13 protein-coding genes are annotated in these 13,756 nt (G+C 64.2%); 6 read left to right on the top strand and 7 right to left on the bottom strand.

What is annotated here, in order from left to right; all coding sequences use genetic code 11:
* Positions 1-18: 18 nt before the first annotated feature.
* Positions 19-540 carry a hypothetical protein gene (locus tag FXB40_RS00250; RefSeq protein ID WP_187436565.1) on the top strand — a complete coding sequence of 174 codons (522 nt, stop codon included), beginning with the start codon at positions 19-21 and terminating at the stop codon, positions 538-540.
* 110 nt (positions 541-650) lie between these two features.
* Entirely contained in the window at positions 651-1,703 is a 1,053-nt protein-coding gene (locus FXB40_RS00255; protein WP_148770204.1) for an amidohydrolase family protein, read from the top strand.
* Between the two features lie 74 nt (positions 1,704-1,777).
* Here FXB40_RS00255 and FXB40_RS00260 read toward each other — a convergent pair whose 3' ends face one another.
* Positions 1,778-2,233: a cupin domain-containing protein gene (locus FXB40_RS00260; protein WP_187436566.1), complete on the bottom strand. Its 456-nt coding sequence runs from the start codon at positions 2,231-2,233 to the stop codon at positions 1,778-1,780.
* A gap of 235 nt (positions 2,234-2,468) precedes the next feature.
* On the opposite strand from FXB40_RS00260, the gene FXB40_RS00265 reads away from it, so the two are divergent.
* Positions 2,469-3,023, top strand: a complete 555-nt coding sequence (locus FXB40_RS00265) for a hypothetical protein (protein WP_187436567.1) — start codon at positions 2,469-2,471, stop codon at positions 3,021-3,023.
* A 79-nt stretch (positions 3,024-3,102) separates the two neighbouring features.
* Here FXB40_RS00265 and FXB40_RS00270 read toward each other — a convergent pair whose 3' ends face one another.
* Positions 3,103-4,359, bottom strand: a complete 1,257-nt coding sequence (locus FXB40_RS00270; protein ID WP_148770004.1) for an aminopeptidase — start codon at positions 4,357-4,359, stop codon at positions 3,103-3,105.
* Between the two features lie 111 nt (positions 4,360-4,470).
* Positions 4,471-5,832, bottom strand: a complete 1,362-nt coding sequence (pcaB, locus tag FXB40_RS00275) for a 3-carboxy-cis,cis-muconate cycloisomerase (RefSeq protein ID WP_148770006.1) — start codon at positions 5,830-5,832, stop codon at positions 4,471-4,473.
* A 372-nt stretch (positions 5,833-6,204) separates the two neighbouring features.
* Here pcaB and FXB40_RS00280 point away from each other — a divergent pair, with 372 nt between their 5' ends.
* Positions 6,205-6,612 (top strand): BA14K family protein, encoded by a 408-nt coding sequence (locus FXB40_RS00280; RefSeq protein WP_148770008.1) that lies wholly within the window; start codon positions 6,205-6,207, stop codon positions 6,610-6,612.
* A gap of 220 nt (positions 6,613-6,832) precedes the next feature.
* Positions 6,833-8,392: a winged helix-turn-helix domain-containing protein gene (locus tag FXB40_RS00285; protein ID WP_148770010.1), complete on the top strand. Its 1,560-nt coding sequence runs from the start codon at positions 6,833-6,835 to the stop codon at positions 8,390-8,392.
* A gap of 47 nt (positions 8,393-8,439) precedes the next feature.
* Here the strand turns inward: FXB40_RS00285 and FXB40_RS00290 are convergent, their stop codons facing one another.
* Both FXB40_RS00290 and mddA read right to left on the bottom strand, forming a co-directional pair.
* Positions 8,440-8,862 (bottom strand): GFA family protein, encoded by a 423-nt coding sequence (locus FXB40_RS00290; protein ID WP_148770012.1) that lies wholly within the window; start codon positions 8,860-8,862, stop codon positions 8,440-8,442.
* A 106-nt stretch (positions 8,863-8,968) separates the two neighbouring features.
* Entirely contained in the window at positions 8,969-9,757 is a 789-nt protein-coding gene (gene mddA / locus FXB40_RS00295; RefSeq protein ID WP_187436568.1) for a methanethiol S-methyltransferase, read from the bottom strand.
* 133 nt (positions 9,758-9,890) lie between these two features.
* Here mddA and FXB40_RS00300 point away from each other — a divergent pair, with 133 nt between their 5' ends.
* A complete protein-coding gene (locus FXB40_RS00300) occupies positions 9,891-11,441 on the top strand; it encodes a winged helix-turn-helix domain-containing tetratricopeptide repeat protein (RefSeq protein WP_148770014.1) in 1,551 nt (516 codons plus the stop codon).
* Between the two features lie 6 nt (positions 11,442-11,447).
* On the opposite strand, the gene FXB40_RS00305 is transcribed toward FXB40_RS00300, so the two are convergent.
* Together FXB40_RS00305 and FXB40_RS00310 are read right to left on the bottom strand one after the other, a co-directional pair.
* A complete protein-coding gene (locus FXB40_RS00305; RefSeq protein WP_148770016.1) occupies positions 11,448-12,287 on the bottom strand; it encodes an alpha/beta fold hydrolase in 840 nt (279 codons plus the stop codon).
* Positions 12,288-12,420: 133 nt separating this feature from the next.
* Entirely contained in the window at positions 12,421-13,665 is a 1,245-nt protein-coding gene (locus tag FXB40_RS00310; RefSeq protein WP_148770018.1) for an acyl-CoA dehydrogenase family protein, read from the bottom strand.
* Positions 13,666-13,756 lie beyond the last annotated feature (91 nt).

The raw sequence follows: 13,756 nt of genomic DNA on the forward strand, positions 1-13,756 counted from the left end.
CGGCGACAGGAGATCGACATGACCGACTTTGCGAGATTGTTGCGCGCAGACGGACCCAACCCCGAGCACGCGGCGGCGCTTCAGCTCTACGGCCGCTTCGTCGGCGACTGGGACGCCGAGATCACGGCCCGAGGCGCCGACGGAACGAAACACACTGCGCCCGGCGAAATCCATTTCGGCTGGGTGCTGGAGGGTCGTGCCGTCCAGGATGTCTGGATCATTCCCCGCCCCGCGGGCGCGCCGGCCTTCCCGATCGCCGGCAATTGGTACGGCACGACGTTCCGGGTCTACGATCCCTCCATGTCCGCGTGGCGGATTTCCTGGTTCGATCCGGCTCGCTCGGTTTTTCGTCAGCAGATCGGCCGGCCGCGCGGCGAGGACATCGTGCAGGAGGGCACGACCGAAGCTGGCGAACTCACGCGCTGGAGTTTCGTTGAAATCACGGACGATTCCTTTCACTGGCTCGGCGAAATCAAAACCGCCACGGCCACCGATTGGCGGCTGGTGGTGGATGTGAGGGCGGCACGGCGCAAGGGCTGACGATAACGCCGCCGTGCTCGCGACGGAGGGCGCGGTTGCACAAGGCGCGCTGCTGCATGACGCGATGAGATGCTAGGCTCCCACTACAAAAACAGAGGGAGCGAATGTCGATGGTTGCAAGCGGTCTGCCCGCCAACACCAGCGGGCTATTCGTCGAGCCACGCGAGGACTGGCTCGCGCAATATCAGGAAGAGATCATCGATCCCGCGCGGCCGATCGTCGATCCGCATCATCATCTCTGGAATCGCGGCCATCGCTATCTGATCGAGGAGATGGCTGATGACATCGCCTCCGGCCACAACATCATTGCCACGGTCTATGTCGATTGCCGCTCGATGTATCGTGCGCATGGACCCGAGGCTTTCCGGCCCGTCGGCGAGGTCGAGTTCGCCAATGGCGTCGCGGCCATGAGCGCGAGCGGTGGTTACGGCAAGGCCGCGATCTGCGCCGGCATTGTCAGCCATGTGAACCTGCTGCTCGGCGACGCCGCCAAGCCGGTGCTGGAGGCGGAGATCGCCGCCGGCAACAGCCGCTTCCGCGGCATCCGGCATTCCTCCGCCTGGGACGAGGACCCCGTTGTCGCCGGCATGTACGCGAACCGGCCGAAGGGATTGTTGCAGGATCCGGCCTTCCGCAAGGGCTTTGCCTGCCTTGCACCCCTGAACCTCAGCTTCGATGCCTGGCTGTTTCATCCGCAGATCGGCGAGCTGACCGAGCTGGCGCGCGCCTTTCCCGATACCAGGATCGTGCTCGATCATTGCGGCGGCCCGGCCGGCGTTGGCCGCTTCGCCGGGCGGCGCAAGGAGGTGTTTCAGCAGTGGCGCGCCTCGATCCAGGAAATCGCGAAATGCGAGAACGTGGTCGTGAAGCTCGGCGGGCTCGCGATGTGCCTGCTCGGCTACGACTTCCATCTGCGTCCCAAACCGCCGTCATCCGAAGAGCTCGCCGCGGCGTGGAAGCCTTATATCGAAACCTGCATCGAGGCGTTCGGCGTGAGGCGCGCGATGTTCGAAAGCAATTTCCCGCCGGACAAGGGTCAGTGCAGCTACCAGGTGATCTTCAACGCCTTCAAGCGCATCGCGTCACCCCTGAGCGAGACGGAGAAGACGGCGCTGTTCTCGCAGACCGCGACCGATGTCTACCGGCTCGAACTGCCGTCATGACGCGAAAGAGGGGCCGGGATGTTGGTCCCGCCCCCTCTTCCGTCGTGGCCGCTGGGAAGCGTCCGTGAAAAGGATTAACCGGCACCCATCAGGGTCGCGGGACGGCGCTCGCCGGGCGAGAGGAACATCCGCTTCACCTTGTTGACGACGCGGATCATGAAGCCGATGACGGCCGGATTGGTCTTGCGGCAGAAGGCGATCTTCTTGACGTGGCCTTCGACATGCCATTTGGCATGCGCGCCATCGCGGAAGAAAATGACGTCGCCGACGCCGTAGCGCTTCGGCGCCATGCCGTCGCTTTCGAGCACGATCGATCCTTCCAGGATCATGATCGTCTCGTCGAAATCATAGTACCAGTTGAAGCGGCCTTCGGTGCAGGACCAGATGATGGTCGACGAAGTGCCGTCCGAGCTGGTCGAGAGGATGTGCGAACGCGAGACCGGATTGCCCTCGATGATCCAGGCCGGCTCGATCGGCCGCAGCTCCAGATCCACGTTGCAACTACCGATTTCAATCAATGCCCGCGACATCTGCTTCCCCAGAAGGTAATATGATTAACCGGGCTTAATCCCGGATTGTTTCGAAAGATGTTGGGAACGCTAGTAGCCGGTTTTTAATTCTTCCTTACGCTGGCACCGACAATCAGCCGCAAGTTGCAGATGCGAAGCGGTTAACGTCGGGATTTCCCTGCAAATTCGCGCACATGAACCGATCTTTTCCGGGGTGCGACAAAGTGCGCGGAACGACCTAGAAGGAGCCCCATCGATGCCCCTGACCCCAGAGCTTCTGACAGCCCAAGGCGAGGTCGTCGCCTGGCTCGGCAGCCTCGATGTCTCGTTCGCGCCGGACGAGGAGCCCTGGTTCACGATCGACGGCGTCGAAAGCCCCATGCAGATCGGCAGTGACGGCTCAGGCGGTGCCTTCGTGCTGCTGCCGTCGCAACATGTGCTCTACGTCTCATCGGAGGGACGCGCGGGCGTTATCGCCGGGAGCTTCGAGGCGTTCATCCAGCTCGTCGTCGCCCGCCCCTATTGGCTCGATATCCTCAAATTCTCCGCCGGCGGCGATCTCCAGGAGATGCGGCGCGCAGCGGATGCGCTGGAGGCGACGCGCGACGACGAGGACGACATCAACGAGGCGAGAGAGGAGATCCGCATGCGCCTCGACCTGCCTGAGGCGGACGATCCGGTCGGCGCGCTCTACGAGGCGGTCGCGGCTTCCGACGCTATCGTGCGAGCCACCGACGGCAGCCCGTTCACGACACTGTTCAACCGCTTCAACATCGACAACAACCCGATGCTGCGCGACGCGGCGGCGTAAGGCGACGCGCTAAAGCATGAGTTCAGGAAAGATTGTCGCCGGGAGCTTACCTCTCCCCGACGGGGAGAGGTGAAGAACCCTACTTCGCCCACTCGCCCTTGCGGAACACCGGCACCTTGCTGCCGTCGGCCAGAATGCCGTCGATGTCGGTCTCGGCCGAGCCGATCATCCAGTCGATATGGATCAGGCTCTGGTTGCCGCCTTGGGCTGCGATCTGCTGCGGCGTGAGCTGCGCGCCGTTGATGAAGCATTTCGAGTAGCACTGGCCGAGCGCGATGTGGGACGCCGCGTTCTCGTCGAACAGCGTGTTGTAGAACAACAGCCCGCTCTGCGAGATCGGCGAGGAATGCGGCACCAGCGCCACCTCGCCGAGCCGGCGCGCGCCCTCGTCGGTGTCGAGCACCTTGTTCAGCACCTCCTCGCCGCGCGAGGCCTTGGCGTCGACGATCCTGCCGTCCTCGAAGCGCACCGCGATGTTGTCGATCAGCGTGCCCTGGTAGGACAGCGGCTTCGAGCTCACGACATGGCCATAGACCCGCCGGCAATGCGGCGTGGTGAATACCTCTTCGGTCGGGATGTTGGCGTTGCAGCTGATGCCGTTCTTGGCCAGCGAGGCGCCGCCTTCCCATTCATGACCGTCGGCAAGCCCGATGGTGAGGTCGGTGCCCGGACCTGAATATTGCAGCGCGCGGAAACGCTGGCCGTTGAGCCAGTTGGTGCGCTCGCGCAGCACCGCATTGTGGCTTGCCCAATTGGCCGTGGCGTCTTCGCGATCGACGCGTGACGCCGCGAAGATCGCGTCCGCAAGCTTGCCGACCGCGACCTCTTCGGAGTCGTTCGGAAACACCTGCTTCGCCCAGGACGGACTCGGATAAGCAATGATGTTCCAGTTGGTGTCGAAATTGACGATCTTTTCCAGCGCCGGCTGATAGGCCACGGAATTGGCCTTGCTGGCGCGCGCGACCTTGGACGCATCTTCGCCCGACAGCAGCATCGGATTGTCGCCGACGATGGCTAGGCGCGCGGTGTTGTTCGAGAACGCCTTCGCCATGCCCTCGTAGAGCCAGTTGGCGGCGCGATCAAAGCTGTTGTCATGGCCGTGGCGATAGCGCGCCAACGTCATCTCTTCATCCGAGAGGATCGGCGTCACGATCCCGGCGCCGGCCTTGTAGGCGTGCGCAGCGATCCGGCGCACCAGCGGCAGTGCGATCGCCGGCGCCGTCAAGAGAAGGTCCTGTCCCGGCCGCAAACCCAGTCCCACCTTCACCGCCACCTCAGCCAGCCGGTCGAGTTTCACTGGATCGATGGAAGTGGCGGAATTGCGTTGATCGGTCATGCCCGGTCCTCTGTCGGAATCTCTCGTTCAATCTAAGTCTAACATCACGAGACACAAGTGTGCGAGCGTCTTGGAGACAGCGAAGATACGGAGTTTCACGCAGTTTGGTTTTCAACGCGTTGCCGATTTCAGCACCCGGTCGACCATGGCAGGCGCAAGGCCGAGGTAATTTTTCGGTGAAGTGAGGGCCTCGATGGTTGTGCGATCGATCTGGGCCGCGACGCGCGGATCGGCCGACAGCGCATCGGCAAGGCTGATGCCCTTCTCGTTGGCGAGCCGGCAGGCGTCGTAGACCACGTCGTGCGCATCCTGCCGGCCGATCTGCGGCGCCAGTCCCATCATGACCGCTTCGGCCACAATCAGACCCCGACTAAGGGCGAGGTTGTCGTTCATCTTTGCCTCGTCCACGATGAGGCCGGCGAGCGCGAACTTCGCCTGATGCAGCGCGCCTGCGGTCAGCACGAAACTCTCGGGGATCGCCATCCATTCGGCGTGCCACGGACCGGTGGCGCGCTCGAAATCCTGCACCATGGCATCGAGCATCAGGCCCGCGTGCTGGCGCACCGCCTTGGACGCGGCAAGCATCAGCTCCGAGGAGATCGGGTTGCGCTTCTGCGGCATGGTCGAGGAGGCGCCGCGGCCCTTGACGAAGGGCTCGTAGACCTCGGCGAATTCGGTCGAGGCCATGATCATGATGTCGAGCGCGATCTTGCCGAGCGAGCCAGTGACGAGCGCGAGAAAATTCACGGCTTCCGCAAAGCCGTCGCGCGCGACGTGCCAGGTCGAGGCGGGAACGCCGAGCTTGAGCTCGGCGCAGAGCGCCTCCTGCACCTCGAACCCCTTGTCGCCGAGCGAGGCCAGCGTGCCGGCGGCGCCGGCAAACTGGCCGACGAGAACCCGCGGCTTCAATTGCTCGAGACGCTCGGCGTGGCGGTCGAACATCGCGAGCCAGATCGCGGTCTTGTAGCCGAAGGTCACCGGCAGCGCCTGCTGGAGGTGGGTGCGGCCGGCCATCGGCGTGTCGCGATGACGCTTGGAGAGATCGGCGAGGATTTTTCGCAGCTCGGCGATATCGCGTTCGATGATTGCGAGCCCCGCGCGCAATTGCAGCACCACGGCGGTGTCCATGATGTCCTGCGTGGTCGCGCCCCAGTGCACGTAGCGGCCGGCCTCGCCGCATTGCTTCACCATCTGATGCACCAGCGGCAGGATCGGATAGCCGACGATGTCGGTCTCCTGCCGCAGCAGATCGAAGTCGAGCGCTGTGACATCGGTCCGCGCCGCGATCTGGTCGGCGGCAGCTTGTGGGATCACGCCGCAGCGCGCCTCCGCCTTTGCCAGCGCCACCTCGACCTCGGCATACCGCGCAACCAGCGCGACGTCGGAAAACACCTCGCGCATCGCAGGCGTGCCGAAGGCATCGCGAAACAGCATGGAGTCGAGCACGGTGGTCGAGGCGGGAAAGGCGGGCATGGGCGTTTCTTTGCGGCTGTTGTTATGTGTGGGAGGCAGCTTACGCGGGCGGCGGTGTTCGGCAATGGACATTCACCGTTCGTCACACATTCGATGTGTGTGTGTGTGCGATGGCTTCGCCACCGCGCCGCAGGATCTCGGTCCCGTCATCCTGAGGTGCGAGGCGTACGATGCGAAGCAGCGTGCGCAGAGCCTCGAAGGATGAACGGCCGAGATGCAGCCGGGCCGTCTATCCTTCGAGGCCTCCGCTGCGCTTCGGCACCTCAGGATGACGGCGATAAATTCCTGTCGAAATTTTAATTCAGCGCGCTTCTCCACTTGCACTATCAATTTCGCGCGGCGCGTGAGCCGCCGCATGACGAGGAGAGCACAATGTTGAAATCGTTTCGCTTCGTTGCTGGAGCTTGTCTGCTGGCGAGCCTGTCGGCTGCGACATTGACCGCGGCATCGGCGGCGCCGATCGGACAGCCGCTTGCGATGACGCAGGCTGCGCCCAATCAGGTCGAACAAGTGCGCTGGTACGGACGGCGCGGCTGGGGCTGGGGCGGCGGCGCGTTCGTCGGCGGGCTTGCAGCCGGCGCGATCATCGGCGGCGCGGTCGCGGCGCCCTATTACTACGGCTCACCTTATTATGACGGGCCGGGCTATCCGCCGCCGCCCGCCGGATATGGACCGCCGCCCGAGGGCGACGTGCAATACTGCATGCAGCGCTACAAATCCTACAATCCGAATACGGGCATGTATCTCGGCAACGACGGCCGGCGCCATCCCTGCCCGTGATGCTCAACCGCGGCATTCGGTTATCGTCCGGATGCCGCGACAATCTACCAAAACTGGTCACGTTCTAATTCAGGTTGTATTCCTCCGCGCAAATGGCATGGCAGCCATCCGGCGATTGCAGTGAACCGGGCTGACCTCCCGGCGGACTTACAGAGTTCAAGGCGAAATCCATTTTGATTTCATCATTGCCTGAAGTCGTTGTGAGGTCTGAGTTTTCGACGTGCAGTTTCTGTTCCAGGACCACCTTCTCGACACCGACCGGCGCGAGCTGAGCCGCGAGCAGGTTCCCGTGTCCGTGGAACCGCAGGTCTTCGACCTCGTCGTCCATCTCATGGAAAACCGCGACCGGGTCGTCAGCAAGGACGAGCTGATCGACAAGATCTGGCACGGCCGCAGCGTCTCCGAATCGACCTTGACCAGCCGGATCAATGCGGCGCGCAAGGCGATCGGCGACAGCGGCGCGAACCAGACCTTGATCCGCACTATCGCGCGAAAGGGCTTTCGCTTCGTCGGCGATGTCGAGACCAAATCCGCCGCCGCACCGGTGGAGCCGCGCCGCAGCGTCACAACGTCGCACGCCTCGCCTGCGCTGCCCGATCGCCCAGCGATCGCCGTGCTGCCCTTCACCAACATGAGCGGCGACCGCGAGCAGGACTATTTCTCCGACGGCATCAGCGAAGACATCATCACCGCTCTGTCGAAGCTGCGCTGGTTCTTCGTGGTCGCGCGCAACTCCTCCTTCGTCTACAAGGGCCGCGCCGTGCATCTCCACGAGATCGCGCGCGAGCTCGGCGTGCGCTACGTGCTCGAGGGCAGCGTGCGGCGAAGCGGCGATCGCGTGCGCATCTCCGCCCAGCTCAACGACGTCTCGACCGGCGGCCATCTCTGGGCCGAGCGCTACGACCGCGAGCTTGCCGACATCTTTGCCGTACAGGACGAGATCACCGAAGCCATCGTCGCCGCGATCGAGCCTCAGCTCTACGCCGCCGAAAATTTTCGCGCCCAGCAGAAGCCGCCGGGCAGTCTCGATGCCTGGGACTTCGTGATGCGCGCGCTGTCGCACTACTGGCACATCACGCGCGAGGACAATGCAGCGGCGCAGGCGCTGCTCGAGCAGGCGATCGCGATCGACCCCGCCTATGGCAAGGCGCTGGGGCTGCTCGCCACCAGCCACATTTTTGGTGCGCATATGGGCTGGGCCGATATGGCCGCGACTGTCCCGGTTGCCGAACGCGCAGCACTGGCCGCGGTGGAAGCCGATCGCGACGATGCCTGGGCCCATCACGGTCTCGCCTATACGTATCTGTTCCGCCGCCGTTTCGACGACGCGCTGGCGGAGTTCGAGCTGGCTTTGCAGCTCAATCCGAATTTCGCGATGGCGCATGCCTTCTACGGCGTCACGCTGTGCTACGCCGGACGATGGCAGGACGGCGATGCGGCTGCACGCCGCGCGCTGCGGCTCAGCCCGCGCGATCCGCTCGCGGCGATCTATTGCGGTGTTGCGGGCTATGCCCAGTTCATCGGCCGCAATTACGAGGACGCCATGCATATGGCGCGGGAATCGATGCGGCAGCGAGCCGATTTCGTCGGCGCGCATCGCGTGCTCACGGCGGCGGCCGGCATGTCCGGCGATCCCGCACTTGCCGCCTCCGCGCTGGAAGGATTGCGACGCACCCAGCCCGGTATCTCGCTTGCCTGGCTCACGCGCGAGCTGCCGATGCTGCGCGAAGAGGACCGCGCGCATTATCTCGAAGGATTTCGGCGCGCGGGGATGAGGTAACGAAGATATCCCTCTCCCCGCGAGCGGGGGAGAGGGAAGCCTATATTTTAGTCCTGCATCATCTCGCCGCTGCCGCCGAACTCGGCGGGAAAGTCCTTCAGCTTGGGCAGGCCGTCGCGCATCGGCAGCACCGTTTCGGAATAGTTGACGTGGACGCCGGGCGTGAACGCGAGCGTCGGGATGGTGGCGGTGAAGACGTCGATCAGATCGAGCGGCGGGTGATTGGTCATGAGATGACCGCCGCACTTCCCGCAATATTTGCGCTGGCTGAGCGGCGTCTTGACGAAGGTCTCGACGTTCTGCGCGCCCTCGGTAATGCGCACGGCTTCCGGCCTCCACAGGCTGAAAGCGTTCACCGGTCCGCCCGACCACGAGCGGCAGGAACGGCAGTGACAATAGCCCATCGCCGCTGGCTCGCCCGTGACCTCGATCGTGACCGCGCCGCAGAAGCAGTGTCCGACATGTTTCATCTTGGTCGTCTCCTGAGATGGAAATTGGGATTGAAATCCTTGAGTTACAAATAAAGTCCCGTCGCGCGTCCTCCGATCGGCGGACGCGCGACGGAGCGCGCGGCGGCTAGACTGACCGGCGCCAGGGAATAAGCATCGACACCCGTTGTTTGTACTGCCGGTATTCGTCGCCAAAGAGATCGACGAGGTCGTGCTCCTCCAGCGCGATGCCGACGAAGATGTAGGCGGTGGTCACGGCCGCAAACAGCAGATGGCCTGCGGACATGGTCGGTGCCGCCCAGAAGGCGATGATGAAGCCGAGATAGATCGGATGACGGACGAATTTGTAGAGCAGCGGCGTCTTGAACCGCGGCGGCGCGGCCTCTTTGCCGACGAGATGGTTGGTCACCTGATGCAATCCGAACAATTCGAAATGATTGATGATGAAGGTCGAGGTGAACACCAGTACCCAGCCCGCGAACGACAGCGTGACCAGCGTCACGGCAAGATCCGGATTGGCGACGTCCCATATGACCGACGGCAACGGACGCCACTGCCAGAACAGGAGGAGCAATGACAGGCTCGCGAACAGCACGTAGGTCGAGCGCTCGACCGGCTTGGGGACGAATTGCGTCCACCACGCCTTGAAGCGCTGGCGCGCCATCACGCTGTGTTGAACGGCGAACAGCGTCATCAGCAGCAGATTGATGATGACCGCTTCGGCCGTCGGCGTGTCGGGCCCGCTGTCGATGGTCTTCGGCACCACCAGCCCCATCACAAAGCCGATTGCGTAGACAATCGTAACGAAAAAAACGAGATACGCCGCAATTCCGTAAAGAAAGGCGATGAACTTGAAAATGCGTGAGCCCGCAACCTCCGGGCTAATGGAATGCACCTGATGATCGAGTTGGGTCATAGAAAGCTCCGTTGTGCCGAGGCATCGGCACTGTTTGGTCTCTGCACCATGCCGGACCGGACGGCGGAAGACTTTCGCGGACGGTTGATTTTCGCCTGAGACGACTTTGATTTTTGCTTGAGACGACAGAAACGTGCGATTCCTCTTTGAAAACAACGTGCTCGACGGCGACCTGCGGGAGCTCACCTGCAGCGGCGCAGCCGTGCCGCTGCAGCCGCAGGTGTTCGATCTGCTGCTCTACCTCGTGGCGGAACGCGCCCGCGTGGTCAGCAAGGACGATCTGATCAGCGAGATCTGGAGCGACCGCATCGTCTCGGATTCCGCGCTGAACAGCCGGATCAACGCTGCGCGCAAGGCACTCGGCGACGATGGTGCGACGCAGCGGCTGATCAAGACGATCCCGCGCAAGGGCTTTCGTTTCGTCGGGGACGTCCGGGAGGAAGTGGCAGAAAAGCCCGTTCCGGCCGAGGTCACACCGGGTTCCCCGCGCGTCGCGACCGACCGTCCGGGCATCGCGGTGCTCGCCTTCGAGAACATGAGCGGCGATCCCGCCCAGGAATATTTCGGCGACGGGATCAGCGAGGACATCCTCACCGCGCTGTCGAAGCAGCGCTGGTTCATCGTGATCGCCCGCAACTCGTCCTTTACCTACAAGGGGCGCGCGGTCCACCTCAAGCAGATCGCCGAGGAGCTGGGCGTCCGCTACATCGTCGAGGGCAGCGTGCGCAAGGTGGCCAACCGCGTGCGCATCACCGCACAGCTCAACGACGCCACCACCGGCGGCCATCTCTGGGCCGAGCGCTACGACCGCGAGCTGGTCGACGTCTTCGCCGTGCAGGACGAGATCACCGAGCGGATCGTCGCGGCGATCGAGCCGCAGATCCACGCCGCAGAGAATTTCCGCACGCATCGCAAGCCCCCATCGAGCCTGGATGCCTGGGACCTGTTGATGCAGGCGCTGTCGCATTACTGGCGAATCACGCCGCAGGACCACGCCGCGGCGCAGAAACTGCTCGAGCGCGCGATCGCGATCGATCCGGATTACGGCCAGGCGCTGGCGGTGCTGGCGGCAAGCCACATGTTCGGCGTGCATCTGGGCTGGGCGGAGCTTGCAACGACGGCACCGATCGCGGAGAACGCCGCGCTGGCCGCAATGCGCTGCGACCATGAGAATGCCTGGGCCCACGCCGCGCTCGGCAGTGTCTGCTTCTCGACGAGCCGGCTTGCGGACGCGCTGTCCGAGTTCGAGCAGGCGCTCGCGCTCAATCCGAACTTCTCGCTGGCGCAGGGCTATTACGCGCTGGCGCTGTCCTATGCCGGGCGACCCGGCGATTCGTTCGAGGCGGCGCAAAAGGCGATCAGGCTCTCGCCGCGCGATCCGTCGCTGGCGATCTATTACGGCATCGCCGGCTATGCGCGGTTCACCGAGCGGCAATATGACGAGGCCATCGCGCTGGCGCGCGAGGCGATCCGCCATCGCGGCGATCTCACCGGCGCCTATCGCGTGCTCGCCGTCTCCGCCGGCATGACCGGTGACGGCGCACTTGCGGATATGGCGCTGGGAGAGCTCCGCCGCACCCAGCCCAATATCTCGCTGGATTGGATCGCGACGCAGCTACCATGGGCGAACGATGCGGATCGCCAGCACTATCTGGAAGGATTTCGGCGCGCGGGACTGAGGTGAAGACGGTCACACACCCGACGCAAACGCGTCGAGCAGCCCGTTGAAGGCCTCGGGTTTTTCCCATTGCGTCGAGTGGCCGGCGCCGTCGACGACCTGAACCGCGCCGCGCCACAAGGTCGGCGCGGCGAGGCGCTGCAGCCAGCCGAGATCGACGATCTGCTCTTCCGCGCCTTGTACGATCGCCAGGGGAATCTTCAGATTGCACACGATCTCGGTTTCATCGGCGAGACCGCCACTTTGCGCAACGGCGCCGAGACGGGCACGCGCATTGCCGTCGGTCCTGCGGAAATCCTCCAGCACGAAACCGGGGATCGGCGTGTAGCCCGGCGCAAAGGCCGTGTGCATCCACTCCTCGATCTCAGCCTCGGTCGGCGCGGCCGTGAACGCGGTGGGCGACAGGTTCTTGAAGCCGGCAAAGCCCGCAGGCCCGCTGCCGACCGGCGGCGTCCCGAAGATCATCAGCCCGGCCGCCATCGGCAGCGACGCAGCCGCGTTCAGCACCGCATGGCCGCCGAGGCTCCAGCCGACGACGATTGCGCTCGTGAGATCGAGCGCGCCGGCAGCGGCAGCGATCGCCGCGGCATAACCATGGCCGGAATAATCCCTTTCCGGATGGGGCGGCGGCGACGAGGCGCCGTGGCCGGGCAGGTCGATCGCGATCACGCGGTATTTGGCGCCGAGCGGCCCCTGCAACTGCTTCTGCCAGATCCGGGATGAGGAGGAATTGCCGTGGATCAGCAGGATCGGGCGTCCCGTGCCTGCGCTTTCAAAGCCGCCAATGGTCTGCGCGCCCAGTTGCAAATGCAGCGGGCGCAGATCCGGGCCCGGAAAAGGCTGGTCAGTCATAAGGTGTACCGATCCGGTCGTTTATCGATCGGAGGCCAGTCTGGCATGGCTCGCGGCGCGGCGCCATCTCCCTGGCGCCGCGGCCCGCGGCGACCGGATGCGCAAATCGCGGATGCAGATGCGACGCGTCGGCTCAAGCTCCGCCACACACGGTCAGCGGATCGTAGTCGGGCCGCATCAGCATCGCGTGGAGCTGACGCCGGCGGACACCCATATTGCCACCATCGAAGATCGGCAACGCCAATGCGTCCTGCAGCAGGCGGCCGAACGGTGCCGCGTGGTCATAGCTGTCAATGCCGACCACGCGCATCAGGTCGGTGATGACCCGCACCGCGGCCTCGGAGCCGAAGATCTTGGCCTGGACCGCGAGCTCGTCGGCACCGGGCGATTGCGTATCGAGCGCATGGCAGGCCCGCCAGCTCAGGTAGCGCGCGGCTTCGATCGTGGTCTTGGCGTCGGCGAGTGCATAGCCAACCGCCTGATGCTCGATGATCGCCTGTACCCCACCGCGTTTTTCGGTGCGGGCAAAATGCAGCGCGAAGTCGAAGGCGGCCCGCATCAGGGCAACGCCGAAGATACCGACCAGCGCCGCCGTGCCGGTGAGAGCGGCAGCCGCCAGCATCAAGCCGCCCCCCTCCTGCCCGAGCAGATTGCCGTGCGGCGCGGTGACGGCACGCAAGCCGAATTCCGGCACCAAATGAGCGCGGTGGCCAATCGTATCGATGGCGCGTTCGAACACGATGCCGGGTGCCGGGCCTTCGACCGCAATGATGGAAACACCCTGCTCCGGTGGCGCGGCAGGATTGGTCCGGCACACCACGCACAACACCTCGGCGCCATTGCGATCCCACCCGGTGGCGGACGACACCCATTTCTTGCGGCCGTTGATGATCCAATTGCCGAGCTCGCGTTTGGCGGTGGTGCGCACGCCCTCGCCCGGCGGCGGTGCGGCGGCATTGGCACTGCCGCCGGGCTCCGAGGAGCAGAAGCCCGCAAGCGGTGCGCCGCTCGTCTTCAGGAACGGTGCAAGCAGGCGGGTGCATTGCTCCGGCTTCCCCCCAAGCAGAATCGGCAGCAGACCGAGCACCGTGCCGAGCATGGTCAGCGTCACGCTCGGATTCACCACGTAGAATTCTTCCGCCAGGATCGCCATATCGACAAGTCCGGCATTATCGCCGCCCGCCGGCGCCGGAATGCATTTGCGCAGATAACCGGCAGCGACCATCGCCTCGTAGGTCGGCTTCGTCGCGAGGAAGCGCTCTTCCGGTGTCGCGAGCAACTCGGCCTTGCCGGCGTCGGCCAAGACCTCCGCGGCGAATTTTCGAGATTGAAGCTGCAACGCGCGCTGCGCAGGTGAAAGCGTAAAATCAATCGCCATCGAACTTCTCCCTCGCTCCGGCAGGTCACCAGGGTGAGGCGAGCGAGGGAGGAAAATCTTGGTCGGCAGCGACCGAATTCTTGGCTGGAGG

This window comes from Bradyrhizobium rifense, from assembly GCF_008123425.1.
GTDB classification, from domain to species: Bacteria; Pseudomonadota; Alphaproteobacteria; order Rhizobiales; family Xanthobacteraceae; genus Bradyrhizobium; species Bradyrhizobium rifense.